The sequence below is a fragment of the Wukongibacter baidiensis genome (assembly GCF_050888315.1).
Taxonomy (GTDB): Bacteria; Bacillota; Clostridia; order Peptostreptococcales; family Caminicellaceae; genus Wukongibacter; species Wukongibacter baidiensis.
In genome coordinates this window covers 3,731,220-3,757,661 of sequence record NZ_CP138202.1, presented here as the reverse complement: position 1 = coordinate 3,757,661, position 26,442 = coordinate 3,731,220, and the positions used below count along the sequence as shown (strand labels likewise).

The 26,442-nt window shown below is 41.8% G+C and carries 9 protein-coding genes, 16 tRNA genes and 7 rRNA genes; 1 reads left to right on the top strand and 31 read right to left on the bottom strand.

Annotation, left to right across the window (positions count from 1 at the left end):
• Positions 1–5 precede the first annotated feature (5 nt).
• From gcvPB to R9X47_RS16980, 3 genes are read right to left on the bottom strand one after another with little or no spacing between them, the layout of a single operon-like run.
• The gene (gcvPB, locus tag R9X47_RS16990; protein WP_432662217.1) at positions 6–1,589 is read right to left on the bottom strand and encodes an aminomethyl-transferring glycine dehydrogenase subunit GcvPB; all 1,584 of its coding nucleotides are present in this window, start codon (positions 1,587–1,589) and stop codon (positions 6–8) included.
• A 38-nt stretch (positions 1,590–1,627) separates the two neighbouring features.
• On the bottom strand, positions 1,628–3,031 hold the full coding sequence (gene gcvPA / locus R9X47_RS16985) for an aminomethyl-transferring glycine dehydrogenase subunit GcvPA (protein ID WP_432662216.1): 1,404 nt from the start codon (positions 3,029–3,031) through the stop codon (positions 1,628–1,630).
• Positions 3,032–3,067: 36 nt separating this feature from the next.
• A complete protein-coding gene (locus R9X47_RS16980; protein WP_432662215.1) occupies positions 3,068–3,862 on the bottom strand; it encodes an SDR family NAD(P)-dependent oxidoreductase in 795 nt (264 codons plus the stop codon).
• A gap of 499 nt (positions 3,863–4,361) precedes the next feature.
• On the opposite strand from R9X47_RS16980, the gene R9X47_RS16975 reads away from it, so the two are divergent.
• Positions 4,362–6,104: a sigma-54 interaction domain-containing protein gene (locus R9X47_RS16975; RefSeq protein WP_432662214.1), complete on the top strand. Its 1,743-nt coding sequence runs from the start codon at positions 4,362–4,364 to the stop codon at positions 6,102–6,104.
• A 189-nt stretch (positions 6,105–6,293) separates the two neighbouring features.
• On the opposite strand, the gene R9X47_RS16970 is transcribed toward R9X47_RS16975, so the two are convergent.
• From R9X47_RS16970 to rrf (R9X47_RS16835), 28 genes are all read right to left on the bottom strand, one after another.
• Positions 6,294–7,607 (bottom strand): ABC transporter substrate-binding protein, encoded by a 1,314-nt coding sequence (locus R9X47_RS16970; RefSeq protein ID WP_432662213.1) that lies wholly within the window; start codon positions 7,605–7,607, stop codon positions 6,294–6,296.
• A gap of 257 nt (positions 7,608–7,864) precedes the next feature.
• On the bottom strand, positions 7,865–8,713 hold the full coding sequence (locus R9X47_RS16965) for a carbohydrate ABC transporter permease (RefSeq protein ID WP_432662212.1): 849 nt from the start codon (positions 8,711–8,713) through the stop codon (positions 7,865–7,867).
• Positions 8,713–9,645, bottom strand: a complete 933-nt coding sequence (locus R9X47_RS16960) for a carbohydrate ABC transporter permease (protein ID WP_432662211.1) — start codon at positions 9,643–9,645, stop codon at positions 8,713–8,715. The genes R9X47_RS16965 and R9X47_RS16960 overlap by 1 nt, the downstream gene beginning before the upstream one ends.
• 17 nt (positions 9,646–9,662) lie before the next feature.
• The gene (ebgA, locus tag R9X47_RS16955) at positions 9,663–12,746 is read right to left on the bottom strand and encodes a beta-galactosidase subunit alpha (RefSeq protein ID WP_432667646.1); all 3,084 of its coding nucleotides are present in this window, start codon (positions 12,744–12,746) and stop codon (positions 9,663–9,665) included.
• Between the two features lie 99 nt (positions 12,747–12,845).
• On the bottom strand, positions 12,846–13,907 hold the full coding sequence (locus R9X47_RS16950; RefSeq protein WP_432662210.1) for a LacI family DNA-binding transcriptional regulator: 1,062 nt from the start codon (positions 13,905–13,907) through the stop codon (positions 12,846–12,848).
• A gap of 468 nt (positions 13,908–14,375) precedes the next feature.
• A 5S ribosomal RNA gene (gene rrf, locus R9X47_RS16945) occupies positions 14,376–14,492 on the bottom strand.
• A gap of 93 nt (positions 14,493–14,585) precedes the next feature.
• A 23S ribosomal RNA gene (locus tag R9X47_RS16940) occupies positions 14,586–17,507 on the bottom strand.
• Positions 17,508–17,665: 158 nt separating this feature from the next.
• Positions 17,666–19,198, bottom strand: a 16S ribosomal RNA gene (locus R9X47_RS16935).
• Between the two features lie 318 nt (positions 19,199–19,516).
• A 5S ribosomal RNA gene (rrf, locus tag R9X47_RS16930) occupies positions 19,517–19,633 on the bottom strand.
• A gap of 93 nt (positions 19,634–19,726) precedes the next feature.
• Positions 19,727–22,649: ribosomal RNA gene (locus tag R9X47_RS16925) — 23S ribosomal RNA — on the bottom strand.
• 158 nt (positions 22,650–22,807) lie between these two features.
• Positions 22,808–24,340, bottom strand: a 16S ribosomal RNA gene (locus R9X47_RS16920).
• Between the two features lie 216 nt (positions 24,341–24,556).
• Positions 24,557–24,632: transfer RNA gene (locus R9X47_RS16915), tRNA-Phe, on the bottom strand.
• Between the two features lie 4 nt (positions 24,633–24,636).
• Positions 24,637–24,713, bottom strand: a tRNA-Asp gene (locus R9X47_RS16910).
• Positions 24,714–24,754: 41 nt separating this feature from the next.
• Positions 24,755–24,830 (bottom strand) — tRNA-Val (locus R9X47_RS16905).
• Between the two features lie 6 nt (positions 24,831–24,836).
• Positions 24,837–24,913, bottom strand: a tRNA-Pro gene (locus R9X47_RS16900).
• Positions 24,914–24,921: 8 nt separating this feature from the next.
• A tRNA-Trp gene (locus tag R9X47_RS16895) sits at positions 24,922–24,997 on the bottom strand.
• A 26-nt stretch (positions 24,998–25,023) separates the two neighbouring features.
• Positions 25,024–25,100 (bottom strand) — tRNA-Ile (locus tag R9X47_RS16890).
• Positions 25,101–25,106: 6 nt separating this feature from the next.
• Positions 25,107–25,199: transfer RNA gene (locus tag R9X47_RS16885), tRNA-Ser, on the bottom strand.
• 6 nt (positions 25,200–25,205) lie between these two features.
• Positions 25,206–25,294 (bottom strand) — tRNA-Ser (locus R9X47_RS16880).
• Between the two features lie 7 nt (positions 25,295–25,301).
• Positions 25,302–25,377, bottom strand: a tRNA-Lys gene (locus R9X47_RS16875).
• A 5-nt stretch (positions 25,378–25,382) separates the two neighbouring features.
• Positions 25,383–25,458, bottom strand: a tRNA-Gln gene (locus R9X47_RS16870).
• Between the two features lie 12 nt (positions 25,459–25,470).
• Positions 25,471–25,554, bottom strand: a tRNA-Leu gene (locus R9X47_RS16865).
• 6 nt (positions 25,555–25,560) lie between these two features.
• Positions 25,561–25,645: transfer RNA gene (locus tag R9X47_RS16860), tRNA-Tyr, on the bottom strand.
• 10 nt (positions 25,646–25,655) lie between these two features.
• Positions 25,656–25,731, bottom strand: a tRNA-Thr gene (locus R9X47_RS16855).
• Between the two features lie 4 nt (positions 25,732–25,735).
• Positions 25,736–25,812: transfer RNA gene (locus tag R9X47_RS16850), tRNA-Asp, on the bottom strand.
• Positions 25,813–25,853: 41 nt separating this feature from the next.
• Positions 25,854–25,929 (bottom strand) — tRNA-Val (locus tag R9X47_RS16845).
• A 32-nt stretch (positions 25,930–25,961) separates the two neighbouring features.
• Positions 25,962–26,036: transfer RNA gene (locus tag R9X47_RS16840), tRNA-Glu, on the bottom strand.
• 206 nt (positions 26,037–26,242) lie between these two features.
• A 5S ribosomal RNA gene (gene rrf, locus R9X47_RS16835) occupies positions 26,243–26,359 on the bottom strand.
• Together the 16S, 23S and 5S rRNA genes with 16 tRNA genes alongside form the textbook arrangement of a ribosomal RNA operon.
• Positions 26,360–26,442 lie beyond the last annotated feature (83 nt).

The following is a 26,442-nucleotide window of genomic DNA, read 5'->3' as shown; positions in this document are numbered from 1 at the left end:
TCCTATTACGCTCCTGCACATTCAGCTTCTGTTTTCTTCAAATAGCTTCTCCAAGTAATTGCCCATTCATTAGGATCATCCAAGCCTGATTCATCAACTTGATGGGTAACACTGCAATGGGGTGCAGTTTTAATTATTTCTGGATTTTCATAGGCTTCATTAAATATGTGCTTTAGGGTTTCTATATATTCATCAATATCTGCCTTTGAAGGAGTTTCAGTCGGCTCTAAGGTTATAGGTTCAGGAATGTAATATGGATGGTGACTAGTCCAATAGTGCATACCGAAATCCATCATCCTTCGTTGAATATCTCCCGTAGTAACTCCCGTATCCTTTGCCAGTTTTTCTATTGTATATCTAACTTGTTCTATACGCTGAGTTTCTGTCACATATGGTGCTGATACACATTCAAGCTCCATAAGTTTCTTATACAAGTAGTTGTTATTTAGTACAGCAATTTTTGCTACTTGATACAGTCCTTCTGCTCCCATACTCATAATCCAAGCATAGGATTTTAGAACAACCGGTGCTACACCATTAAATAGTCTAACCTTTCCAATGCTATATGGATTATCAACGATTTCATAATTTAAGAAATATTTACTTCCATCGTAATCAATAAGTGGAGCTGGTAAATATTTTACTAATTCCTCTCTAACACCTGTTGCTCCTGTAGCTGGACCTCCACACCCGTGAGGTGTCGAGAAGGTCTTATGGAGGTTGAAGAAGCACATATCAAATCCAGCTTCCTTTGCTCTAGTTACACCTAAGAGCCCATTGGCATTAGCTTGGTCATAACCGCATAGTCCTCCAAATTGATGAACTAAATCTGTGAATTCCTGCACTCTTGAATTGTATATACCTGTATCCTCTGGGTTAGCCACAAAAAATGCGGCAGTTCTTTCACTAACAGCTTCCTTAAAGGCTTCAAAGTCTGGCTGTCCGCTTTCATCAGGATGTATGTGAATGATTTTATAACCCTTAACGGCTGAAGCCGCTGCATCGGAAGGATGAGAATATATCGTTGTTATTATCTCATCCCTTGTATCAACTTCTCCCTTTTCTTCAAAATAAGCTCTTACTATTGAAGCCATAGTTAGTATACCTTGACTTCCACCGCTTGGCTGGAATGTAAATCTATCCATACCAGATATTTCTCTCATGCAAAGATCTGTCTTGTGCATAACTTCTAATATTCCTTGTATTGTGCTCTCATCTTGAAGAGGATGTACTTCAGTTATTCCAGGCATTCTAGATAAAAATTCATTAACCTTTGGACTATACTTTACCGTACAAGTCCCCTGTCCAATCTCTATATTAACATCTGCTCCTAGGGTTTCCTGGGATAAACGCATGAAGTGTCTTAATACTCTAGACTGAGAAACCTCCGGTAGATTAGCTGCCTTTTTTCTTTTCATATTTTCAGGTATCTTAGATACTCCATCGCCTACTTCTGCTACTATTTCTTCTTCTGCCTTTGGAACTAATACTCCACGTTCTCCCTTTTTGCTTAATTCAAATATAATCGCTTCATCCCACTTGGCTTGGTGAAATCTTCTTACTTTATGGCTTCTATCTATTCTCTTCATCTATATCCTTCCTTTCCATAGATAATTAACACTAAGGTCTACTGTCCTACAACTTCTTCTATAGCCGCTATCATTTTATCAATATCTTCCTTAGTATGGATTTCAGTTACACAATATAGTGCACTTTGCCCGAGCTCTGGAAAATCTGACGATAAGTCCTTTCCACCAAAGATTCCCTTTTCCATTAGAAGTTTGTTAATTTCCTTTACGGTTTTTCCCGTACCATTAAAGTCCACAACAAATTCTTTGAAGTTAACTGCACTAAATAGGGATCCTTTAACGTCCTTAATTTCGCTTAATTTCTTCATAGCATATTGTGATTTTTGCATAACGGTTTGGCCTAGTTCTTCCATACCCTTAGGTCCCATTGTTGATAAATATACGGCTGCGGTAATTCCCCATAGTGCCGACTGAGTTCCAACATACTCTTTTCCATGCTCTCTATGGTGTCCAAAGGATGTTCTATCATAAGCAACATCTCCAAATCCATACTCTCCTTCTACAGAAGTAGGTGCAATTCCGAAGAGGCGTGAAGGGAATTCCATTACATACTCTTCTTCATCACGGGTGGCCATGAAGCCTGACTGTCCTCCACCGTAGTTCATATGCATGCCTAAGGGTTGTAAATCTCCACATATAATGTCAGCACCATACTCAGACGGTGGTGCTAATACACCCAATGAGCTTGGATCAACGCATACTACACTTATAGCTCCTAATCCGTGGGCTATGTCTGAAATTTCCCTACCATTTTCTTCTATAAATCCTAGGAAGGACGGATTTTCAAAGTATACTGCTGCAGTTTTATCGGAAATTTTATTTTTTAAATCATCTAAATCCAATTGTCCAGTTTCTTTGTTAAAATCTACCTCAACAAGGGTCATATCAGGAGAACAATAATTCTTCATTATTAAGTACTTTTGTCTATCCATAAGCTTTGGAACAAGCACTTCTTTTCTTCCTGTAATTCTTGAAGCCATTCTTGCGGACGTAGCAGCTGCTTGAGGTCCATCCATAGTTGGAACGTTCACTACATCCATATCTACTAGCTCTGCCACTAAACTTTGATACTCAAACAGGGTCTGGAACCTTCCATGATCGTTATATGGCTCTCCACCATAGGCAGTTAGGAATTCACCCCTTGAATTTATTTCATCACATATAGCAGGTACATAATGCTGCCAACACCCTGCTCCTAAAAAGTTAATATATTCTTTGCATGTCTTGTTTTTGTTTAATAATCCTTCAACGTGTCTTCTCAGTTCATACTCTGAGCCAAAGGCCTTTGGCAAATTCATGTTTTCTTTAAGCTTTATTTCTTCTGGCACTTCTACATGAAGGTCTTCTAAACTATTTAATCCCAATTCCTTTAACATTTCTTCCTGTACCGCTGGTACAGAATTCGGTATATATGGATGACTTTCAAAACCTTTTATAGCCATAAGTAATTCCCTCCTATATGATAAGTAAATATGTTCCTACGCTATTCCTCCACCATCAACAACTAAAGCGGCTCCTGTAACCCAGCTAGAAAGATCACTTGCAAGGAATAGTACTGCATTTGCAATGTCCTCTGGCATCCCAATTCTTTTCAGTGGTCTATCTATACCACATTCCTCTAGATATTCATCCCTGCTCTTTTCATCTACAACTATTCCAGTTTGTACTCCTTCATCCCTGAGCATTGCTGTATCTGTATCTCCTGGATTAACGCTGTTTACACGGATGTTTTGTGGCCCATGATCTATAGCCATTGCTCGGGTTAAGTTAACAATTCCACCCTTCACTGCACAGTAGGCAGCAGCCTGATCTCCGCCCTTTAATCCCCATCCAGAGCCGGTATTGATAATACTTCCTCCGCCACCTTCTGCCATTACAGGGATAACAAATTTAGATAGTAAGAACGTTCCCTTTAGTCCCACATCCAAGACAAAGTCCCATTCTTTTTCTTCTAGTTCTACAACAGTTTTTCTAACGGTTACTCCTGCATTGTTGAATAAAATATCTATACGACCAAAATTCTCTTTAATATCCTTTACTGTATTTTTTACCTCACTGCTTGAAGTGACGTCACATTTGTAAAACTGTGCTACTTTTCCTGCTTCTCTAATTTTTTCAGCCTCTTCCTCACCCATTGGGTTAACGTCAAGCATTGCTACTGCCGCTCCGTGTGCTGCTAAAAGCTGGGCTGTCCCTAGTCCAATACCTGAAGCTGCGCCTGTAATAACTGCAACCTTACCTTCCAGCGATAAAAAATCTTTTCTTTCTAACATCTTTAATCCCCCTAACTCTAGAGAATTCCTAGTGAAACTTAGCTTATACATATCAAAATATCCGATATTTCTAGGGAATATCATCACTCCCGACAGCTGGAACTAGTACAACGCGCTAAATTAAGCCTTCACTGGAGTCTCTATATATTAAAAAATAATCAACATCCTTCTAAAAGATATTCGTTAACTACTACTCACCTCCATTTAAAATGTAGTTCTTTTTACTTCTTGCTTTTCTATATAAGCATTTTCTATGCCAATGTGTTCAAGTTAGAAAATATTTTTTTAACTTATTCTCTTCTCCGCCTATTTTCAACACTTTTAATTTAATAAATTTTTAAATTATAATAAATTAATTCTTCTTCGATTTACAGCATTTTAAATATTTCAAAGTTTCCCAAACACAAATTGTCATTTATGTCATTTTATTTGTCAAATTTGTCAGTATATTTTATAATTAAAGATAGTATTTATAATAATTTTATTTGAGGTGTTTTAGATGCTTCCACTTATGGAGTTCAGAAGTGATTTACAATCTGTCATTGATGTTATCAGTAACTTTATCAAGGTTGATGCCGCTGTATTTGATACACAAAGCCAATTAGTCACAAGCACGGAATCCTATTTACATCATAAAGGAAAGGCTGTACATGCACCATCAATAAAGGAGGTTCTCATTAATGGCAATGTTTTAGTGAATAAACCGGGCTATATGAAATCCTGTATTGGCTGTAGATTTAGAGAACATTGCCCTGCAACCATCGAAATCCTAAGTAGTATCAAGATTGGAGATGAGCCAATCGGAGTCATCACCTTGACCTCTTTTTCAAAGGAAGGTCATGATAGAATAACAGAGGACACCCATCATTACATCGAAGTTCTAAATATAGTTACAAAACTTATTTCTAATATCGTTTTTCAAAAACATAGAAAAAATGAGTTTGAGAGCTTAGAAAAAACTCTTCAAGGTGCTTTAGATTTGTCAGCTGACCCTTTGTTGACAATTGACAGCAATGGTTTAGTAACCCACATCAATTCTTCAGCCCTTAATCTATTTTCCTTTTGCAACTTTTATACAAAATCTATATTTCAGCTATTCCCCCAAAAGACGATTGACAAAATATTAGGTGGCCATAGCATTATAAATAAACGTGTAAAGATCAATAACTTTTACGCCAACTTTTCCTCAACACCTATTAAAACCGATGGCGTTTTTACCGGTTCGGTCATACATATAAGTCAAAAGAAACTATTTTCACTAAATAAAAAGAACTCTATTGATGTTGAGCCGAGCATCTCTCTAGCCAGTATAAAAGGAAGTAGCCAAATAATACAAAACCTTAAAGCCAGGGCAAAAAAAATAGCAAATAGTTCTTCAACTGTATTGATAACTGGTGAAACCGGTACAGGTAAAGGTCTTTTGGCTAAGGCTATACATCATGTAAGTAATCGTTCTAATGGACCCTTTATTTCTGTTAACTGTGCCAGTATACCTGAAACCCTTTTTGAAAGTGAACTTTTTGGATACGAGGATGGTGCTTTTACAGGGGCTAAAAAAGGGGGAAAGCCTGGACGTTTTGAATTAGCTTCAGGCGGCACCTTATTTTTAGATGAAATCGGTGAAATGCCTTTGCCTATGCAGGCTAAGCTTTTAGGAGTATTACAGGAATTTTCCTTTGAAAGAGTGGGGGGTATTACTTCTATTCCAGTAGATGTACGGGTCATAGCTGCAACGAATCAAAATATCGAGGAAATGGTTCAGAAAAAAGAATTTAGATCGGATCTTTATTATCGTCTGAATGTTATTCCCATAGATCTGCCCCCTTTGAAGTTGAGGAAAAGCGATATCAAAGATTTAGCCCTTGAGTTTCTAAAGCAGTATAGTTTAAGACTTAATAAAAATATACTTGAGTTTTCTAATGATGTTATGTCCTTGTTCACCTCCTATGACTGGCCTGGAAACATCAGAGAGCTCCAAAATATAGTTGAGTATTGCGTTAATATTGAGGAATCAGAAGCCATAACTTTAGATAGCCTACCTGAAAGATTCTTAAGAAATAAGATCCATAGTGAAAATAAAATTAAAGAAAAGGTCCAAAATACAGAATTGGAAGCAATAATAGCTGCATTAGATAAGTACGGTTGGGATGTTAAAGGAAAAACTGCTGCAGCCAAGGAACTTGGTATTGGTGTGCGTACCTTATATAGAAAGTTAAAAAATGGAGGTGTGGGCGTTTCATAATGGCGAATTTCTGAAACACCCTGAGGCTGAACTCATAAGAAACCTTTATGAGACAGCCTCCACCCTCTTTCTAAGTTTAAAGTCTTAGAATCAATTCTCTATCCATAGATACTTTCTAGCTAAAAAATATAAAATATAGCCTTAATCTTAGAAGTTTAACTTATAACCTATTGTAAGACACCGTTACCTCTACTTACCTAATTTATTTACAACGCCCTTTTGTAATTCGTCCATGGTAGCCTCCACTTCGGCTCCCTTCAATGTAATCCGGGCTTGAGCATCTACAACTAAATCATTAACTTCAGCAAAGTTCTCCGTAAAGTTTAGTCTAGGAACTTCTTTACCAGCTTCGGTAAACAGTTTCCATATTTTTTGACCATTAAAGTACTCTACTTCTGAATTAAAAATAGGATCTGAGTAGCTTGGTATATAGGATGGGTACAGTCCATAGTCCGAGAACCCTTTGATTACTGAGCCTTTATCGGTCATAGCAAACTTTACAAATTCCACGGCAGCTCTTTTGTTTTGTGATGCCGATGGTATTACTATATTAGAACCGCCATTTACAGCACCGATCTTTCCTCCTGCTTCAGCTAAAGGCAATTCCATCACGGCCCATTTGCCACTTAAGTTGTCACATTCATCCTGTAGTGTCCCTGCCCACCAAACGGCATTCACAACAGTAGCTACCTTTCCTTCCTTTGTACATGTTACTAACCCGTCCCAGTTAACATTGTCATAGGTGATATTTGCATCATACATCTTTTTAACAATTGTCATAGCCTTAACGGCTGCCTCACTATCTAGTACGGTTTTACCCTCTCCATCAAAATAGAAGGCTCCTAGTTGGTTAAGGATAAGTCTAAATACTGTGTCATTCTTAGATACAGCTAATGGAAGCATCTTAACACCAATTTTATCTAATTTTTTTCCAGCCTCAATATAATCGTCCCATGTCTTTATATCCTCTGGCTTTACCCCTGCCTGTTCAAATAAATCTGTTCTATAAAATAGACCGCATGGTGCTGCATCCCAAGGAAAAGCCATTACCTTTCCATTTACAGTAACTTCAGCCATCTTCACAGGTAAGAAATGATCCTCTTCAACTACATCCGTCAAATCTACAAATCCTTTAGGAAACTTTGACGCATATAGAGGTACCCGTTCACCCTCTAATGATACAACATCGGGTAGTCCAGTACCTGATGCAAGACCAGTAAGCATCTTGTCATAGATTTGATCGGTACCCATGTCTTCAAATTGGAACTCTACATTAGGATGTATCTTCTTAAAATTCTCAGCTGCCACTTGAAGAGACTTTAAAGCAACATCCCAGCTCCATACTACAATTGTTCCTGACAATCCTTCTTCTTTACTCTCAGCCGCTCCCGAATTGCTGTCAGCAGTACTATTGTTTGCCGGCTCATCGCCTTGCCCACATGCAGCCAATGAAAATATCATCATGGCTACAAGTAAAATTGATACTAGCTTCTTAAATCTCATTCCTTCTCCCCCTAACTTTTATATTTTATAGCAATTAACCTATTGTACCAGTAAGCAACATCTCGATCTTTGATATCCTCAAGGACTTTTGATATTTCATTTGAGTGATTTTTATCCGACTTTTTTTTCCTTCAAAACTATATATAAAAACAGGCTGATTGCATGAACGAAAAGGAAATATTAAAAGTCCGCTGCTCAGGAACTAGCACAACAAGTAAAATCATAGTAGATCCTATACATTTAATTCGATTAGAGGTCTAGCCCTTAACAGACCCTCCTAGCATTCCAGATATAAACTGCCTTTGGAATATTAGGAATATAACCATAATCGGTATGGTTGCAATTGTTGATCCAAACATAATCACTCCAAAGTCCTTTCTCTGAAGCCCTTCTAAAGCTGCTAAGGCCACCGGTAGAGTATACTTATCCTTTGTGCTTAAAATAATCAATGGCCACATAAAGTTACCCCATTGCGCCATAAAGTTATATATTCCGAGAGCTCCTATTGCAGGTCTCATAGTTGGTAGTACTATTTTAAAAAATATAGCAAATTCTCCACTTCCATCTATTCTTGCTGCTTCGATTAAGGAGTCTGGAAAAGAAATCATATTTTGTCTCATCAAGAAAATTCCGAAGGCATTTGCTAGAGATGGTACTATTACGGCTTGATATGAATTTTGCCACCCTATGCTGTTCATCATCTTAAATAGTGGAATAAGCAGTACTTGTAATGGAATCATTAAAGTAATAAGTATTATACTAAAAATGAGATTCTTTCCTTTGAATTCAAACTTAGCAAGGGCGTATCCTGCCATAGAGTGCAGCAACAGTGATAAAATAGTATAGATTATGGTAATAAATATAGAATTGAATAGAATTTTCATCACATTAAATCTATCATTGAGATTTTTATAATTGTTAACTAAATTAGATCCAAATATTAGTCTTGGTCTTTCTGTGAGTATTTCTTTATTAGACAATGTAGAAGATACGAACATCATATAGAATGGAAATAATGATATAAATACTACTGCAAATAACAATATATAGGTTATAATCTTTACTAATACTCCTGAGTCTCTGGGCTTTCTATTTACTTTAACCATTAGCTATCACTCCCCGCTATTTTAAATTGAATTAAGGAAAGTATTGCTATTATCCCAACAAGTATATAGCTCATGGCTGCTGCATAACCAAATTTGAGATACCTAAAGCCTTGATTATATAAATAATGAGCTACTGTAGTAGTTGCATTATCGGGTCCGCCATTTGTCAAGATATAGGCTTCATCAAATAATTGTAATGTTCCAATGGTAGAAGTTATGGCACAAAATAATATAATGGGCTTCATAAGAGGAAGTGTAATCTTCATAAATGTTTGAAATCTGTTTGCTCCGTCTATATCACATGCCTCATATATTTCATAGGGAATTCTCTGAAGGCCTGCTATCATAATTACCATATTATATCCTGTCCATCTCCATGTAATAGCAATCATTATTGAAGCCTTTGCACTTAAAGGTCTGCTGAGCCAATCTACTCCATGAAATCCAAGGGCTTTTAAGAAGTGATTTATTAGTCCATAGTCGCTATTTAACAATAACTTGAATATTAGTGCGTAGGCAACCAGTCCAGTGATGGCCGGCATAAAAATTGATATTCGGAAAAAGCCTTTGAATTTCAAGAATTGCTGATTTAATACTACGGCAAAGATTAATGCTAACATTATCATTATAGGCACTTGTATTATTAGATAAGTAAATGTGTTTTTTAGAGATTTAATAAATATTTCATCCTTAAATAACATTATATAGTTTCTGAGTCCAACAAAATTGTATTCGCCATATTTAAATTCCTTAAAACTCAAGAAAAGAGAATCTATTATTGGATAAATCATAAATATGCAAAATATTATTAGAATCGGTGATAAAAAATAATAGGGCGCAGTTTTTTTAGTAACTCTAAGATTTTTGATTGTTTTTATAATGTTATGTTTTAAACCCTCTTTCCTTTTTATATTCTCTTTACTTTCAATCATTTTCTAAGGCCCCTTTGTTATAATAATTCTTTACTCAATTCTATTTCTGAAACTTCTTCCTTTGAAAATGCCTTTAAAGCTATTGTAAATTCAAAGGGCTTAAGTTCCAGTTTATATTGAGGAAGCTGCTCCGGTCCCCAGCTCGCACTCCCCAGACCATTTTGCATATAATCTATATTAAATGATATAAAGTCTCTCTTCTTTAAATCAACAGTATGCTTAGCTTTTTCAAAATCTTCTGCTTCATAATAGTGGGCACTAAAGTTGATGGGCTCCTCTCCTACTACCAACAAACCCATTCCTCTCGTATCCGTTAAGGACACCCATTTCACATCGGTTCTATTACCGTTTTCCTGTGGGTATACATAGGGAGTATATAAGTCTTCAACATACTTCGTATATACACCAAAGGGATTTGCTTCCTTGCTATCACTATAGCTTTCTCCATCACCTCTTCCATACCAAGTTACATTTTCAAGGCTTTGATTTATTTTTGTTTTGAATCCGATTTTAGGAATCATAGAAGGTACTTCTCCATAGGGTTTCCCCTTTGTTTTAATTGTTATAACTCCATTTCCATTTATTAAATATGAGAAGTTACATTTCATTCCCCATTTAAAGGTTGGTGGTGCAATCTGGGCTTGTATATCTAGCTTGACCATATTGTCATATATCTTGTAATCTACTGAAAAAACTTTTTCCTGAAGTAGATGTAAAAGCTTTTCTTTCCATTCCTTTGAGACATGCATATCATTGTCTATCTGAGCTCGCCAAAAATTCAGTTTCGGCCCATCGATAATCAGATCCATCCCATTATATTTCCACTTTGTTATGTTTCCATAAATCTTGTGAAAAGCTACTTTAAAATTCATTCCGTTTATTATAATTTCATTGTTTTCCTCTTCAACGACTATAGGATTTTCATTTCTCTTATTGGGTTGATTTTTGCCTTCAAGTATTTTAAGCTGTGTCCATGCTATTTCGTGACCTACATCGGCCCATGATACCTTCCGATTTAAGACAAATGAAATATTCAGCCAATAATCATATCGCGAATCAATGATATCTGACATACTATAATCTAAGGTAATTTCTTTTTTCTTTTTGCTCCTAAAACCAGAAAGAGATGTACATCCTGATTTTAAAATCGTATCTTCTTTTGTAATATTCCATGTTAAAAGGCAGTGATCTAATGAGTTAAAATCATATAAATTATGGATTAAAAACTTTCCTTTATGTATATCCAATACCTCTACCCTTATAGGCTCAATGATTTTTTTTAACTCTATAAGTCCAGGGGATGGTTTTCTATCGGACATAACTAGACCATCGATTACGAAATTGGAGTTATTCGGTTCATCACCAAAATCACCTCCATAGGCAAAGTATTCATTACCTTTTTCATCCCTCTGCCTTATACCGTGATCAATCCATTCCCAGATAAAACCGCCTTGAAGTCTTTCATATTTATAAAAAGCATCCCAATACTCCTTTAATCCGCCAGGTCCATTACCCATAGCATGGGCATATTCACATATAATATGGGGCTTATCAATATCTTTAAGTTCTCCAAGCTTTATAAGGTCTTCAACCCTTGTGTACATAGTGCTAAAAACATCGCTGATCTCTGCTTCCCTATCCTCTTCATAATGTATAAGTCTAGTATCATCTATTTCTTTACAAACTTTAGCTGCTTCTACAAAGTTCCTTCCAAAGCCTGACTCATTACCTAAGGACCACATGATAATAGATGGATGGTTTTTATCTCTATGAACCATTCTTTCAGTACGGTCAACATAGACTTTTTGCCAATTTATATCATCACTAAGCATGCTTATATTTCCTATTAATTCAAATCCATTGCACTCTAGATCGGATTCATCAATAACATATAAGCCGAACTCATCACATAAGTCATAAAAGTCTGGACTATTTGGATAGTGGGCAGTTCTAACTGCATTAATATTATGCTTTTTCATCATGATAATATCCTGTTTCATTATTTCATAGGTCACAACTCTTCCTAAGTCTGGATGATGGTCATGCCTATTTACACCCTTCAACATTATAGCGGTGCCATTAACAGTTATCAGTCCATTCTTTATTTCTATTTTTCTAAAGCCTACTCTTTGAGATATAGTCTCAATAGTTTGGCCATTGCTATCCTTTAAAACAATAAGCAAATTGTATAGATTTGGGGCTTCAGCAGTCCACTTTTTGGGATCTTTAATATCGTATTTTATATTAATTCTTCTATTTTCTCCACCGTCTACATTGATCTCCGATACCTTAGCCCCCATTACTTTCGCATGAAACTCATCAAGTAATTCAAAACATACTTCATGATCTTTTATAACTTCAGTTTGGGAGTTGAGTATCTCCACGGTTACATCTAATTCTGCATTCTTATAGGCATCATCAAGGTCTGTTCTAACAAAATAATCAAACACATGAACAGATTCTCTACATATTAGAGATACATCTCTAAATATTCCACTTAGCCACCACATATCCTGATCTTCAAGGTAGCTTCCATCGGACCATTTATATACGATTACTGTTAAATCATTTTCATCGGCTTTTATAAGATCAGTTATGTCAAACTCAGAGCTCAATCTACTACCTTGGCTATAACCAGCCTCAGCTCCATTTATCCAAACATGAAAAGCACTGTCAACTCCCTCAAATCTTAAAATTACCCTTTTATTCTTCCAGCCTATTGGAATAGTAAACTTTCTTTTATAAACTCCCGTCGGATTTTGAGTAGGAACATTTGGAGGATCTATTGGAAACGGATAATGATAATCTGTGTAATGCATCTTATCATATCCTTCAAGCTGCCAATTACTAGGAACGTTAATTTTATTCCAGTTGTGGGTTGAATAATTTTTATCCGTACATTCCCTCGGTATTTCTGCTGGAGAATCGGCATAATAGAAATGCCATATGCCACTTAACAAGAGAAAAGAAGAGGACATACCTTTTTCATAGGTCAAAGCTCTATTTACATCATCATGTGGAACAAAAAAACTTCGACTTTTCATCCTATTTCTTTGTAAAACATCGATATTTTCCCAATCATTAGTACGGAATCTTAGCATATTCACTTGTTATCACTCCTTTCTAAAACTTCTACAAGGAAACTTTATCTATAATTCATTATGGTTGTTGATAGTCTGACATAGAAATATAGAACTTTTCTAGGTATTTTGAGAACTTACTTTACCACTACTCTGTCTAAATATTAATTTTGTAGGTATTGAAACCTTTATTCCTATGCACCTCTCATTCACCATTCGCTCTTTCATAGTACGTACAGCCATAATTCCCATTAGCTCAGTATTGGCTCGAATAGTTGTTAAGGCTGGCATAACAAACTCTGCAGTAGGTATATCATTACAGCTAACTATAGATACATCCTCCGGAACCCTTATTTCTTTTTCTCTCAACGCCTTTAATGCTCCAATAGCCATAGTATCACTTGCAATAAAAACGGCTGTAGGCATATCCTCTTGATCTATCAATCTTTTCATTGACTCATATCCTTGTTCGCATGAATATTGCCCTTCAACACATACATATCTTAAATCATATTTCTTTTCCTTATTCAAAGTTTCGTAATATATATGTTCTCTTATATCATGAATCTTTTCAGGAGAAGAATTGCTTAATACCTCATTATGAAGCTCTTTTCCACCAATAAATCCAATTTTATCATGGCCTGAACCTATTAAGTAATATATTGCCTCTTTAACGGTTCTTTCAAAGTCCATTAAAATAGAATCGGCAGATTCAATTTCAGGGTTAAAGTCCACAAAAACAATGTGCTCTATTTCCTCAAGTACATCATTACAATCTATTTTTTCGTACTGGGCCTGGCTCCCAACAACAATTAACCCTTTTAAGGAGTGTTTCTTTATATTTTTATTGTTCTCACAGTCATAAAACATCTCTATTATATTAAATCCAATCTGCATACTCTCTTCCTTTATGCTATGTCTTATAGATAAATAGTAGGGATCGTTAAGCTCTTCTCTTTGGGAATATAATAGCAAAAGTCCTACATTATGTTTTTGCTTTACTACTTGCTTCCTGTACTTGTTACGTTCCTTTCTAGTCTTGTATTGAAGCTCCTCTGCTATCTCAAGGATTCTCTGCCTAGTTTCATCAGATATTGATAGGTTTTTATCTTGATTTAAAGTCCTTGAAACAGTTGATATCGAAACCCCTGCTCTTTCCGCAATATCTTTTATTGTAACCATATTACACCTCACATCTTTAGTTTTCTGTACTCAACAAAAGAATTATAATTGCTCAAAATAAAATTTTAATCTATGTGAAAATTGCTTACAAATCTATGTCACGATTTCTATATTATAAAAAAGTCTTTTATACAGATTCTCAAGGTTAACTTTTTCTATATGAACTCTATATACATAACGCAAATTATATTTATCCACAGTTTAAGAAGTCTATAATTTTCTATATGTTATAAAATATTCGATCATCAATAAATAATTCCACTTTTTTACTAAAAATTTAATAAGTTTTACTAATAAAACTCCACTGTTTTTTACTAGTGATTTTTTACTTATTAATTAAAGATATTGTGTCTGATTCCCTAATTTTAAAAAATAATAGAACCTAGATATTTCTTATTTCAATATCATAAGTTGCAAAAAAAGAAAAAACCTGAAAAGAAAAATTCTTTTCAGGTTTCACTATTTACAAACTGGCAACGACTTACTCTCCCAGACGGCTGCCCGCCAAGTACCATCAGCGCTGAAGAGCTTAACTTCTGTGTTCGATATGGGAACAGGTGTATCCTCTTCGCTATTGCCACCAGATTTTTCGCTTTTAAGCGAATAAATGTCATTAATTTAATTTTAAGTTAGAGATAATAAATTACTTTATTCTCTCAAAACTGAACAATGGAAAGTATGGTCAAGTCCTCGACCTATTAGTACCTATCAGCTAAAGACATTACTGCCCTTACACCTTAGGCCTATCAACCAGATAGTCTTTCTGGGGTCTTAATCCATAATGGATGGGAAATCTTATCTTAAGGTGGGCTTCGCGCTTAGATGCCTTCAGCGCTTATCCCTTCCGTACATAGCTACTCAGCGGTGCTCCTGGCGGAACAACTGATGCACCAGAGGTACGTCCATCCCGGTCCTCTCGTACTAAGGACAGCTCCTCTCAAATTTCCTGCGCCCACAGCGGATAGGGACCGAACTGTCTCACGACGTTCTGAACCCAGCTCGCGTGCCTCTTTAATGGGCGAACAGCCCAACCCTTGGGACCTACTACAGCCCCAGGATGAGACGAGCCGACATCGAGGTGCCAAACCTCCCCGTCGATGTGGACTCTTGGGGGAGATAAGCCTGTTATCCCCGGGGTAGCTTTTATCCGTTGAGCGATGGCCCTTCCACTCGGAACCACCGGATCACTAAGCCCGACTTTCGTCCTTGCTCGACCTGTATGTCTCGCAATCAAGCTCCCTTCTGCCTTTGCACTCTTCGCGCGATTTCCAACCGCGCTGAGGGAACCTTTGGGCGCCTCCGTTACTTTTTGGGAGGCGACCGCCCCAGTCAAACTGCCCACCTGACAGTGTCCCAAGACCGGATCACGGTCTCTGGTTAGAACTTCAGTATTACAAGAGTGGTATCCCAACAACGACTCCGCACAAACTGGCGTCCATGCTTCTAAGTCTCCCACCTATCCTGTACATGCAATACCAAAATCCAGTGCCAAGCTACAGTAAAGCTCCACGGGGTCTTTCCGTCCTGCTGCGGGTAACCGGCATCTTTACCGGTACTACAATTTCACCGAGCCTACTGTTGAGACAGTGCCCAAATCGTTACGCCTTTCGTGCGGGTCGGAACTTACCCGACAAGGAATTTCGCTACCTTAGGACCGTTATAGTTACGGCCGCCGTTTACTGGGGCTTCGGTTCACAGCTTCGCATACGCTAACCACTTCCCTTAACCTTCCAGCACCGGGCAGGCGTCAGCCCCTATACATCATCTTTCGATTTAGCAGAGACCTGTGTTTTTGCTAAACAGTCGCTTGGGCCTATTCTCTGCGGCCACCTCGGGCTATTCACCCTAACGTGGCACCCCTTCTCCCTAAGTTACGGGGTCATTTTGCCGAGTTCCTTAACAGTAGTTATCTCGCTCGCCTTAGGATTCTCTCCTCACCTACCTGTGTCGGTTTACGGTACGGGCACCTTTTATCTCGGTAGAAGCTTTTCTTGTCAGTGTGGAATCAGCAAGTTCGCTACTTATTTTTCGCTCCTCATCACCTTTCAGGATTGCAAAGACGGATTTGCCTATCTCTGCTCCCTACGGGCTTGAACCCACTCAACCAACCGTGGGCTTTGCCTATCCTCCTGCGTCCCTCCATTCCTCAAACGATAAAGTGGTGGTACAGGAATCTTCACCTGTTGTCCATCGCCTACGACTTTCGTCCTCGGCTTAGGTCCCGACTTACCCTGAGCGGACGAGCCTTCCTCAGGAAACCTTAGGTTTTCGGCGGGTAGGATTCTCACCTACCTCTCGCTACTTATGCCAACATTCTCTCTTGTATAAAGTCCACTGCTCCTTACGGTACAGCTTCAGCCGATATACAATGCTCCCCTACCCCTGCCATACGGCAAGCCATAGCTTCGGTAACAGATTTGAGCCCCGGTAATTTTCGGCGCAGAGCCACTCGACTAGTGAGCTATTACGCACTCTTTAAATGAGTGGCTGCTTCTAAGCCAACATCCTAGTTGTCTAAGCAGCTCCACATCCTTTCCCACTTAATCTGTATTTAGGGACCTTAGCTGATGGTCTGGGCTGTTTCCCTCTCGACTACGAATCTTATCACCCGCAGTCTGACTCCCAGATAAAAGAATACGGCATTCGGAGTTTGATAGGCTTCGGTAGGCGGTGAAGCCCCCTAGGCCATTCAGTGCTCTACCTCCGTTTCTCTAAATCTGAGGCTAGCCCTAAAGCTATTTCGGGGAGAACCAGCTATCTCCGAGTTCGATTGGAATTTCTCCGCTATCCACAGGTCATCCGATAGCTTTTCAACGCTAAACGGTTCGGACCTCCACGAAATTTTACTTTCGCTTCATCCTGCCCATGGATAGGTCACCCGGTTTCGGGTCTACGGCATGCAACTAAATTCGCCCAGTTAAGACTCGCTTTCGCTGCGGCTCCAGACCAAAGGTCCTTAACCTTGCTGCATACCGTAACTCGTTGGCCCGTTCTACAAAAAGTACATGGTCGTTCATATAAAGAACTTCCACTGCTTGTAGACATAGGGTTTCAGGTTCTATTTCACTCCCCTCCCGGGGTTCTTTTCACCTTTCCCTCACGGTACTATCCTCTATCGGTCACCAGGTAGTATTTAGCCTTGGGAGGTGGTCCTCCCAGCTTCCCACAAGGTTTCACGTGCCTCGTGGTACTCTGGAGTAGTGCCAAGGATCTTCTTCTTTCACCTACAGGACTTTCACCTTCTGCGGTGGGCCTTTCCAGACCTCTTCGGTTAGAATACCTTCCTCTTTATGGCTCTATCCACAACCCCTAAAGCCGTAGCTCTAGGTTTGGGCTCTTCCCCTTTCGCTCGCCGCTACTGAGGGAATCGATTTTTCTTTCTCTTCCTCAGGGTACTTAGATGTTTCAGTTCCCCTGGTTGCCTCCAACTGCCTATGTATTCAGCAGAAGGTATCTAAGGTTTACTTAGATGGGTTTCCCCATTCGGAAATTCCCGGATCAAAGCTTGCTTGCAGCTACCCGAGACTTATCGCAGCTTACCACGTCCTTCATCGGCTCCTGGTGCCAAGGCATTCACCCTATGCCCTTAATAACTTGACCATTATATTAGTCAATAAAACCTTTTTACAAAAGTTAAATTAACTCAGTGAAATTGCTTTTATAGCAATTCTGTTTCTCTCCATTGTTCAGTTTTCAAAGAACAAAATTTGAATGTCCTTAGACATTCAAAACTAAACAGTGTAAGGTTTTCTCCTTAGAAAGGAGGTGATCCAGCCGCACCTTCCGATACGGCTACCTTGTTACGACTTCACCCCAGTCATTGATTTCACCTTCGGCAGCTTCCTCTTAAAAAGTTAGATAGCTGACTTCGGGTGCCCCCAACTCCCATGGTGTGACGGGCGGTGTGTACAAGACCCGGGAACGCATTCACCGCGACATTCTGATCCGCGATTACTAGTAACTCCAACTTCATGTGGGCGAGTTGCAGCCCACAATCCGAACTGGGACTGGCTTTTTGGGATTCGCTCCAGATTACTCATTCGCTTCCCGTTGTACCAGCCATTGTAGCACGTGTGTAGCCCAGAACATAAGGGGCATGATGATTTGACGTCATCCCCACCTTCCTCCGGTTTGTCACCGGCAGTCTCTCTAGAGTGCCCAGCTTAACCTGCTGGCAACTAAAGACAAGGGTTGCGCTCGTTGCGGGACTTAACCCAACATCTCACGACACGAGCTGACGACAACCATGCACCACCTGTCTCCTCTGTCCCCGAAGGGAAAGGTACGATTAAGTACCGGTCACAGGGATGTCAAGTCCTGGTAAGGTTCTTCGCGTTGCTTCGAATTAAACCACATGCTCCGCTACTTGTGCGGGTCCCCGTCAATTCCTTTGAGTTTCAGTCTTGCGACCGTACTCCCCAGGCGGAGTGCTTAATGCGTTAACTCCGGCACCGAGGGTGTGAACCCCCGACACCTAGCACTCATCGTTTACGGCGTGGACTACCAGGGTATCTAATCCTGTTCGCTCCCCACGCTTTCGTGCCTCAGCGTCAGTTGCAGTCCAGAGAGTCGCCTTCGCCACTGGTGTTCCTCCTAATATCTACGCATTTCACCGCTACACTAGGAATTCCACTCTCCTCTCCTGCACTCAAGCCATACAGTTCCAAAGGCTTACTACGGTTGAGCCGTAGCCTTTCACCTCTGGCTTATTTGGCCGCCTACGCACCCTTTACGCCCAGTGATTCCGGATAACGCTTGCCCCCTACGTATTACCGCGGCTGCTGGCACGTAGTTAGCCGGGGCTTCCTCCTAAGGTACCGTCATTATTCTTCCCTTAGGACAGAGTTTTACGACCCGAAAGCCTTCTTCACTCACGCGGCGTTGCTGCATCAGGCTTTCGCCCATTGTGCAATATTCCCCACTGCTGCCTCCCGTAGGAGTCTGGACCGTGTCTCAGTTCCAGTGTGGCCGATCACCCTCTCAGGTCGGCTACTGATCGTCGCCTTGGTAGGCCTTTACCCCACCAACTAGCTAATCAGACGCGGGTCCATCTTGTACCACCTGAGTTTTGACTAATGCGCCATGCGACGCTATAGTTTTATGAGGTATTAATCACCGTTTCCAGTGGCTATCCCTCTGTACAAGGCAGGTTACCCACGCGTTACTCACCCGTCCGCCGCTTTCCAGTTAATCCTTCATCCGAAGAATCAGTCATAACCTTCTCGCTCGACTTGCATGTGTTAAGCACGCCGCCAGCGTTCATCCTGAGCCAGGATCAAACTCTTAAAAAAAATCTGGCGTTTATTATCTTTAGCTTGAATTATATCAAACTAAGGTTTAATTCCTTACACTGTTTAGTTTTCAATGTCCAAAGTTTTTTTCTGTCGTTTTAGCGACAAGAATTATTATATCAAATCTTTTTCATCTTGTCAACACTTTTTTCGACATTTTTTTCGCCGCTGTTTTTCAGCGACAAACAATATGTTACCATGCTTTTATTACTTTGTCAATTGGTATTTATTGCATATTTTTTAAATCATATATGCAACTTTAACCTTTATTAGATAAATAAAAGAGTCAGAAGTAATTTGTCTTCTGGCTCTTTCACAAACCGGCAACGACTTACTCTCCCAGGCAGCTGCCCGCCAAGTACCATCAGCGCTGAAGAGCTTAACTTCTGTGTTCGATATGGGAACAGGTGTATCCTCTTCGCTATTGCCACCGGATTTTTCGCTTTTAAGCGAATAAATGTCATTAATTTAATTTTAAGTTAGAGATAATAAATTACTTTATTCTCTCAAAACTGAACAATGGAAAGTATGGTCAAGTCCTCGACCTATTAGTACCTATCAGCTAAAGACATTACTGCCCTTACACCTTAGGCCTATCAACCAGATAGTCTTTCTGGGGTCTTAATCCATAAATGGATGGGAAATCTTATCTTAAGGTGGGCTTCGCGCTTAGATGCCTTCAGCGCTTATCCCTTCCGTACATAGCTACTCAGCGGTGCTCCTGGCGGAACAACTGATGCACCAGAGGTACGTCCATCCCGGTCCTCTCGTACTAAGGACAGCTCCTCTCAAATTTCCTGCGCCCACAGCGGATAGGGACCGAACTGTCTCACGACGTTCTGAACCCAGCTCGCGTGCCTCTTTAATGGGCGAACAGCCCAACCCTTGGGACCTACTACAGCCCCAGGATGAGACGAGCCGACATCGAGGTGCCAAACCTCCCCGTCGATGTGGACTCTTGGGGGAGATAAGCCTGTTATCCCCGGGGTAGCTTTTATCCGTTGAGCGATGGCCCTTCCACTCGGAACCACCGGATCACTAAGCCCGACTTTCGTCCTTGCTCGACCTGTATGTCTCGCAATCAAGCTCCCTTCTGCCTTTGCACTCTTCGCGCGATTTCCAACCGCGCTGAGGGAACCTTTGGGCGCCTCCGTTACTTTTTGGGAGGCGACCGCCCCAGTCAAACTGCCCACCTGACAGTGTCCCAAGACCGGATCACGGTCTCTGGTTAGAACTTCAGTATTACAAGAGTGGTATCCCAACAACGACTCCGCACAAACTGGCGTCCATGCTTCTAAGTCTCCCACCTATCCTGTACATGCAATACCAAAATCCAGTGCCAAGCTACAGTAAAGCTCCACGGGGTCTTTCCGTCCTGCTGCGGGTAACCGGCATCTTTACCGGTACTACAATTTCACCGAGCCTACTGTTGAGACAGTGCCCAAATCGTTACGCCTTTCGTGCGGGTCGGAACTTACCCGACAAGGAATTTCGCTACCTTAGGACCGTTATAGTTACGGCCGCCGTTTACTGGGGCTTCGGTTCACAGCTTCGCATACGCTAACCACTTCCCTTAACCTTCCAGCACCGGGCAGGCGTCAGCCCCTATACATCATCTTTCGATTTAGCAGAGACCTGTGTTTTTGCTAAACAGTCGCTTGGGCCTATTCTCTGCGGCCACCTCGGGCTATTCACCCTAACGTGGCACCCCTTCTCCCTAAGTTACGGGGTCATTTTGCCGAGTTCCTTAACAGTAGTTATCTCGCTCGCCTTAGGATTCTCTCCTCACCTACCTGTGTCGGTTTACGGTACGGGCACCTTTTATCTCGGTAGAAGCTTTTCTTGTCAGTGTGGAATCAGCAAGTTCGCTACTTATTTTTCGCTCCTCATCACCTTTCAGGATTGCAAAGACGGATTTGCCTATCTCTGCTCCCTACGGGCTTGAACCCACTCAACCAACCGTGGGCTTTGCCTATCCTCCTGCGTCCCTCCATTCCTCAAACGATAAAGTGGTGGTACAGGAATCTTCACCTGTTGTCCATCGCCTACGACTTTCGTCCTCGGCTTAGGTCCCGACTTACCCTGAGCGGACGAGCCTTCCTCAGGAAACCTTAGGTTTTCGGCGGGTAGGATTCTCACCTACCTCTCGCTACTTATGCCAACATTCTCTCTTGTATAAAGTCCACTGCTCCTTACGGTACAGCTTCAGCCGATATACAATGCTCCCCTACCCCTGCCATACGGCAAGCCATAGCTTCGGTAACAGATTTGAGCCCCGGTAATTTTCGGCGCAGAGCCACTCGACTAGTGAGCTATTACGCACTCTTTAAATGAGTGGCTGCTTCTAAGCCAACATCCTAGTTGTCTAAGCAGCTCCACATCCTTTCCCACTTAATCTGTATTTAGGGACCTTAGCTGATGGTCTGGGCTGTTTCCCTCTCGACTACGAATCTTATCACCCGCAGTCTGACTCCCAGATAAAAGAATACGGCATTCGGAGTTTGATAGGCTTCGGTAGGCGGTGAAGCCCCCTAGGCCATTCAGTGCTCTACCTCCGTTTCTCTAAATCTGAGGCTAGCCCTAAAGCTATTTCGGGGAGAACCAGCTATCTCCGAGTTCGATTGGAATTTCTCCGCTATCCACAGGTCATCCGATAGCTTTTCAACGCTAAACGGTTCGGACCTCCACGAAATTTTACTTTCGCTTCATCCTGCCCATGGATAGGTCACCCGGTTTCGGGTCTACGGCATGCAACTAAATTCGCCCAGTTAAGACTCGCTTTCGCTGCGGCTCCAGACCAAAGGTCCTTAACCTTGCTGCATACCGTAACTCGTTGGCCCGTTCTACAAAAAGTACATGGTCGTTCATATAAAGAACTTCCACTGCTTGTAGACATAGGGTTTCAGGTTCTATTTCACTCCCCTCCCGGGGTTCTTTTCACCTTTCCCTCACGGTACTATCCTCTATCGGTCACCAGGTAGTATTTAGCCTTGGGAGGTGGTCCTCCCAGCTTCCCACAAGGTTTCACGTGCCTCGTGGTACTCTGGAGTAGTGCCAAGGATCTTCTTCTTTCACCTACAGGACTTTCACCTTCTGCGGTGGGCCTTTCCAGACCTCTTCGGTTAGAATACCTTCCTCTTTATGGCTCTATCCACAACCCCTAAAGCCGTAGCTCTAGGTTTGGGCTCTTCCCCTTTCGCTCGCCGCTACTGAGGGAATCGATTTTTCTTTCTCTTCCTCAGGGTACTTAGATGTTTCAGTTCCCCTGGTTGCCTCCAACTGCCTATGTATTCAGCAGAAGGTATCTAAGGTTTACTTAGATGGGTTTCCCCATTCGGAAATTCCCGGATCAAAGCTTGCTTGCAGCTACCCGAGACTTATCGCAGCTTACCACGTCCTTCATCGGCTCCTGGTGCCAAGGCATTCACCCTATGCCCTTAATAACTTGACCATTATATTAGTCAATAAAACCTTTTTACAAAAGTTAAATTAACTCAGTGAAATTGCTTTTATAGCAATTCTGTTTCTCTCCATTGTTCAGTTTTCAAAGAACAAAATTTGAATGTCCTTAGACATTCAAAACTAAACAGTGTAAGGTTTTCTCCTTAGAAAGGAGGTGATCCAGCCGCACCTTCCGATACGGCTACCTTGTTACGACTTCACCCCAGTCATTGATTTCACCTTCGGCAGCTTCCTCTTAAAAAGTTAGATAGCTGACTTCGGGTGCCCCCAACTCCCATGGTGTGACGGGCGGTGTGTACAAGACCCGGGAACGCATTCACCGCGACATTCTGATCCGCGATTACTAGTAACTCCAACTTCATGTGGGCGAGTTGCAGCCCACAATCCGAACTGGGACTGGCTTTTTGGGATTCGCTCCAGATTACTCATTCGCTTCCCGTTGTACCAGCCATTGTAGCACGTGTGTAGCCCAGAACATAAGGGGCATGATGATTTGACGTCATCCCCACCTTCCTCCGGTTTGTCACCGGCAGTCTCTCTAGAGTGCCCAGCTTAACCTGCTGGCAACTAAAGACAAGGGTTGCGCTCGTTGCGGGACTTAACCCAACATCTCACGACACGAGCTGACGACAACCATGCACCACCTGTCTCCTCTGTCCCCGAAGGGAAAGGTACGATTAAGTACCGGTCACAGGGATGTCAAGTCCTGGTAAGGTTCTTCGCGTTGCTTCGAATTAAACCACATGCTCCGCTACTTGTGCGGGTCCCCGTCAATTCCTTTGAGTTTCAGTCTTGCGACCGTACTCCCCAGGCGGAGTGCTTAATGCGTTAACTCCGGCACCGAGGGTGTGAACCCCCGACACCTAGCACTCATCGTTTACGGCGTGGACTACCAGGGTATCTAATCCTGTTCGCTCCCCACGCTTTCGTGCCTCAGCGTCAGTTGCAGTCCAGAGAGTCGCCTTCGCCACTGGTGTTCCTCCTAATATCTACGCATTTCACCGCTACACTAGGAATTCCACTCTCCTCTCCTGCACTCAAGCCATACAGTTCCAAAGGCTTACTACGGTTGAGCCGTAGCCTTTCACCTCTGGCTTATTTGGCCGCCTACGCACCCTTTACGCCCAGTGATTCCGGATAACGCTTGCCCCCTACGTATTACCGCGGCTGCTGGCACGTAGTTAGCCGGGGCTTCCTCCTAAGGTACCGTCATTATTCTTCCCTTAGGACAGAGTTTTACGACCCGAAAGCCTTCTTCACTCACGCGGCGTTGCTGCATCAGGCTTTCGCCCATTGTGCAATATTCCCCACTGCTGCCTCCCGTAGGAGTCTGGACCGTGTCTCAGTTCCAGTGTGGCCGATCACCCTCTCAGGTCGGCTACTGATCGTCGCCTTGGTAGGCCTTTACCCCACCAACTAGCTAATCAGACGCGGGTCCATCTTGTACCACCTGAGTTTTGACTAATGCGCCATGCGACGCTATAGTTTTATGAGGTATTAATCACCGTTTCCAGTGGCTATCCCTCTGTACAAGGCAGGTTACCCACGCGTTACTCACCCGTCCGCCGCTTTCCAGTTAATCCTTCATCCGAAGAATCAGTCATAACCTTCTCGCTCGACTTGCATGTGTTAAGCACGCCGCCAGCGTTCATCCTGAGCCAGGATCAAACTCTTAAAAAAAATCTGGCGTTTATTACTTCTTTAGCTTGAATTATATCAAACTAAGGTTTAATTCCTTACACTGTTTAGTTTTCAATGTCCAAAGTTTTCTCTGTCGTTTTAGCGACAAGAATTATTATATCAAATCTTTTTCATCTTGTCAACACTTTTTTCGACATTTTTTTCGCCGCTGTTTTTCAGCAACTTTTATCATTACCTAATGAATTAGATAATAAATGGTGCCCAGAGGCGGAATCGAACCACCGACACGGGGATTTTCAGTCCCCTGCTCTACCGACTGAGCTATCTGGGCATAATGGCGATCCAGAAGGGACTCGAACCCTCGACCTCTAGCGTGACAGGCTAGCGTTCTAGCCAACTGAACTACTGGACCATATTTTAAATGATAGTTTATTTGCACATAAGCAAATAACTTGGTGGGCGCAACAGGACTTGAACCTGTGACCCCCTGCTTGTAAGGCAGGTGCTCTCCCAGCTGAGCTATGCGCCCAAATAATGGTCGGGGTGGCAGGATTTGAACCCGCGACCCTCTGGTCCCAAACCAGATGCGCTACCAAACTGCGCTACACCCCGATTATATATGGCAGGGGTAGCAGGACTTGAACCCACGACATACGGTTTTGGAGACCGTCGTTCTACCAACTGAACTATACCCCTAAAATATAAATGTGATTTTATTAACTTGGTGGGCCTTCAGGGATTCGAACCCCGGACCTGCCGGTTATGAGCCGGACGCTCTGACCAACTGAGCTAAAGGCCCAAGTTATGGCGGAGAAAGCGGGATTCGAACCCGCGCGCCGGTAAACCCGACCTAACGGTTTAGCAAACCGTCCTCTTCAGCCTACTTGAGTACTTCTCCATAATTTGGCGGAGGAGGTGGGATTCGAACCCACGGCCCCTTGCGGAGTCACTGGTTTTCAAGACCAGCTCCTTAAGCCACTCGGACACCCCTCCAGATTGTTGGTGACCCATCCGCGACTCGAACGCGGGACACCCTGATTAAAAGTCAGGTGCTCTACCGACTGAGCTAATGGGTCATATATGGCTGGGGATACAGGACTCGAACCTGTGAATGACGGAGTCAAAGTCCGTTGCCTTACCGACTTGGCTAATCCCCATTGTTTTATTAATGGTGCGGGTAGAGGGACTTGAACCCCCACGTACAAGACACTAGATCCTAAGTCTAGCGCGTCTGCCAATTCCGCCATACCCGCATAGTATGGTGGAGGGAACTGGATTCGAACCAGTGTAGACTCAGTCAACGGATTTACAGTCCGCCCCCTTTAGCCACTCGGGCATCCCTCCATATTTATCGTGGAGCTGGTGATGGGACTCGAACCCGCAACCTGCTGATTACAAGTCAGCTGCTCTGCCAATTGAGCTACACCAGCATAATGGCGATCCAGAAGGGACTCGAACCCTCGACCTCTAGCGTGACAGGCTAGCGTTCTAGCCAACTGAACTACTGGACCGTATTTTAAATGATAGCTTATTTGCAACTAGACAAATAACTTGGTGGGCGCAACAGGACTTGAACCTGTGACCCCCTGCTTGTAAGGCAGGTGCTCTCCCAGCTGAGCTATGCGCCCAAGTCAGCTTCTAATAACTAGAAGCTAAATATTGGTGACCCCTAGGGGACTCGAACCCCTGTTACCGCCGTGAAAGGGCGGTGTCTTAACCGCTTGACCAAGGGGCCAAATTATTGGCCTTGAATGTCGCTCTACTAATTTTTTATTTTTTTCAGCGACAAATAATATGTTACCATGTTTCCGCTATTTTGTCAAATGGTATTTTTTGTATATTGTCTTAATTCTAAAAAATGTTTTAGCTTATATATACAAATATACCCTTCACTAGATAAGTAAAAGAGTCAGAAATAGTTTATCTTCTGGCTCTTTCACAAACCGGCAACGACTTACTCTCCCAGGCGGCTGCCCACCAAGTACCATCAGCGCTGAAGAGCTTAACTTCTGTGTTCGATATGGGAACAGGTGTATCCTCTTCGCTATTGCCACCGGATTTTTCGCTTTTAAGCGAATAAATATCATTAATTTAATTTTAAGTTAGAGGTAATAAATTGTATTTATTCTCTCAAAACTGAA

Bases quoted from the DNA above. Each gene is read 5' to 3' on its own strand.
- gcvPB (WP_432662217.1), bottom strand. From the start codon at position 1,589: ATGAAGAGAATAGATAGAAGCCATAAAGTAAGAAGATTTCACCAAGCC.
- gcvPA (WP_432662216.1), bottom strand. From the start codon at position 3,031: ATGGCTATAAAAGGTTTTGAAAGTCATCCATATATACCGAATTCTGTA.
- R9X47_RS16980 (WP_432662215.1), bottom strand. From the start codon at position 3,862: ATGTTAGAAAGAAAAGATTTTTTATCGCTGGAAGGTAAGGTTGCAGTT.
- R9X47_RS16975 (WP_432662214.1), top strand. From the start codon at position 4,362: ATGCTTCCACTTATGGAGTTCAGAAGTGATTTACAATCTGTCATTGAT.
- R9X47_RS16970 (WP_432662213.1), bottom strand. From the start codon at position 7,607: ATGAGATTTAAGAAGCTAGTATCAATTTTACTTGTAGCCATGATGATA.
- R9X47_RS16965 (WP_432662212.1), bottom strand. From the start codon at position 8,713: ATGGTTAAAGTAAATAGAAAGCCCAGAGACTCAGGAGTATTAGTAAAG.
- R9X47_RS16960 (WP_432662211.1), bottom strand. From the start codon at position 9,645: ATGATTGAAAGTAAAGAGAATATAAAAAGGAAAGAGGGTTTAAAACAT.
- ebgA (WP_432667646.1), bottom strand. From the start codon at position 12,746: ATGCTAAGATTCCGTACTAATGATTGGGAAAATATCGATGTTTTACAA.
- R9X47_RS16950 (WP_432662210.1), bottom strand. From the start codon at position 13,907: ATGGTTACAATAAAAGATATTGCGGAAAGAGCAGGGGTTTCGATATCA.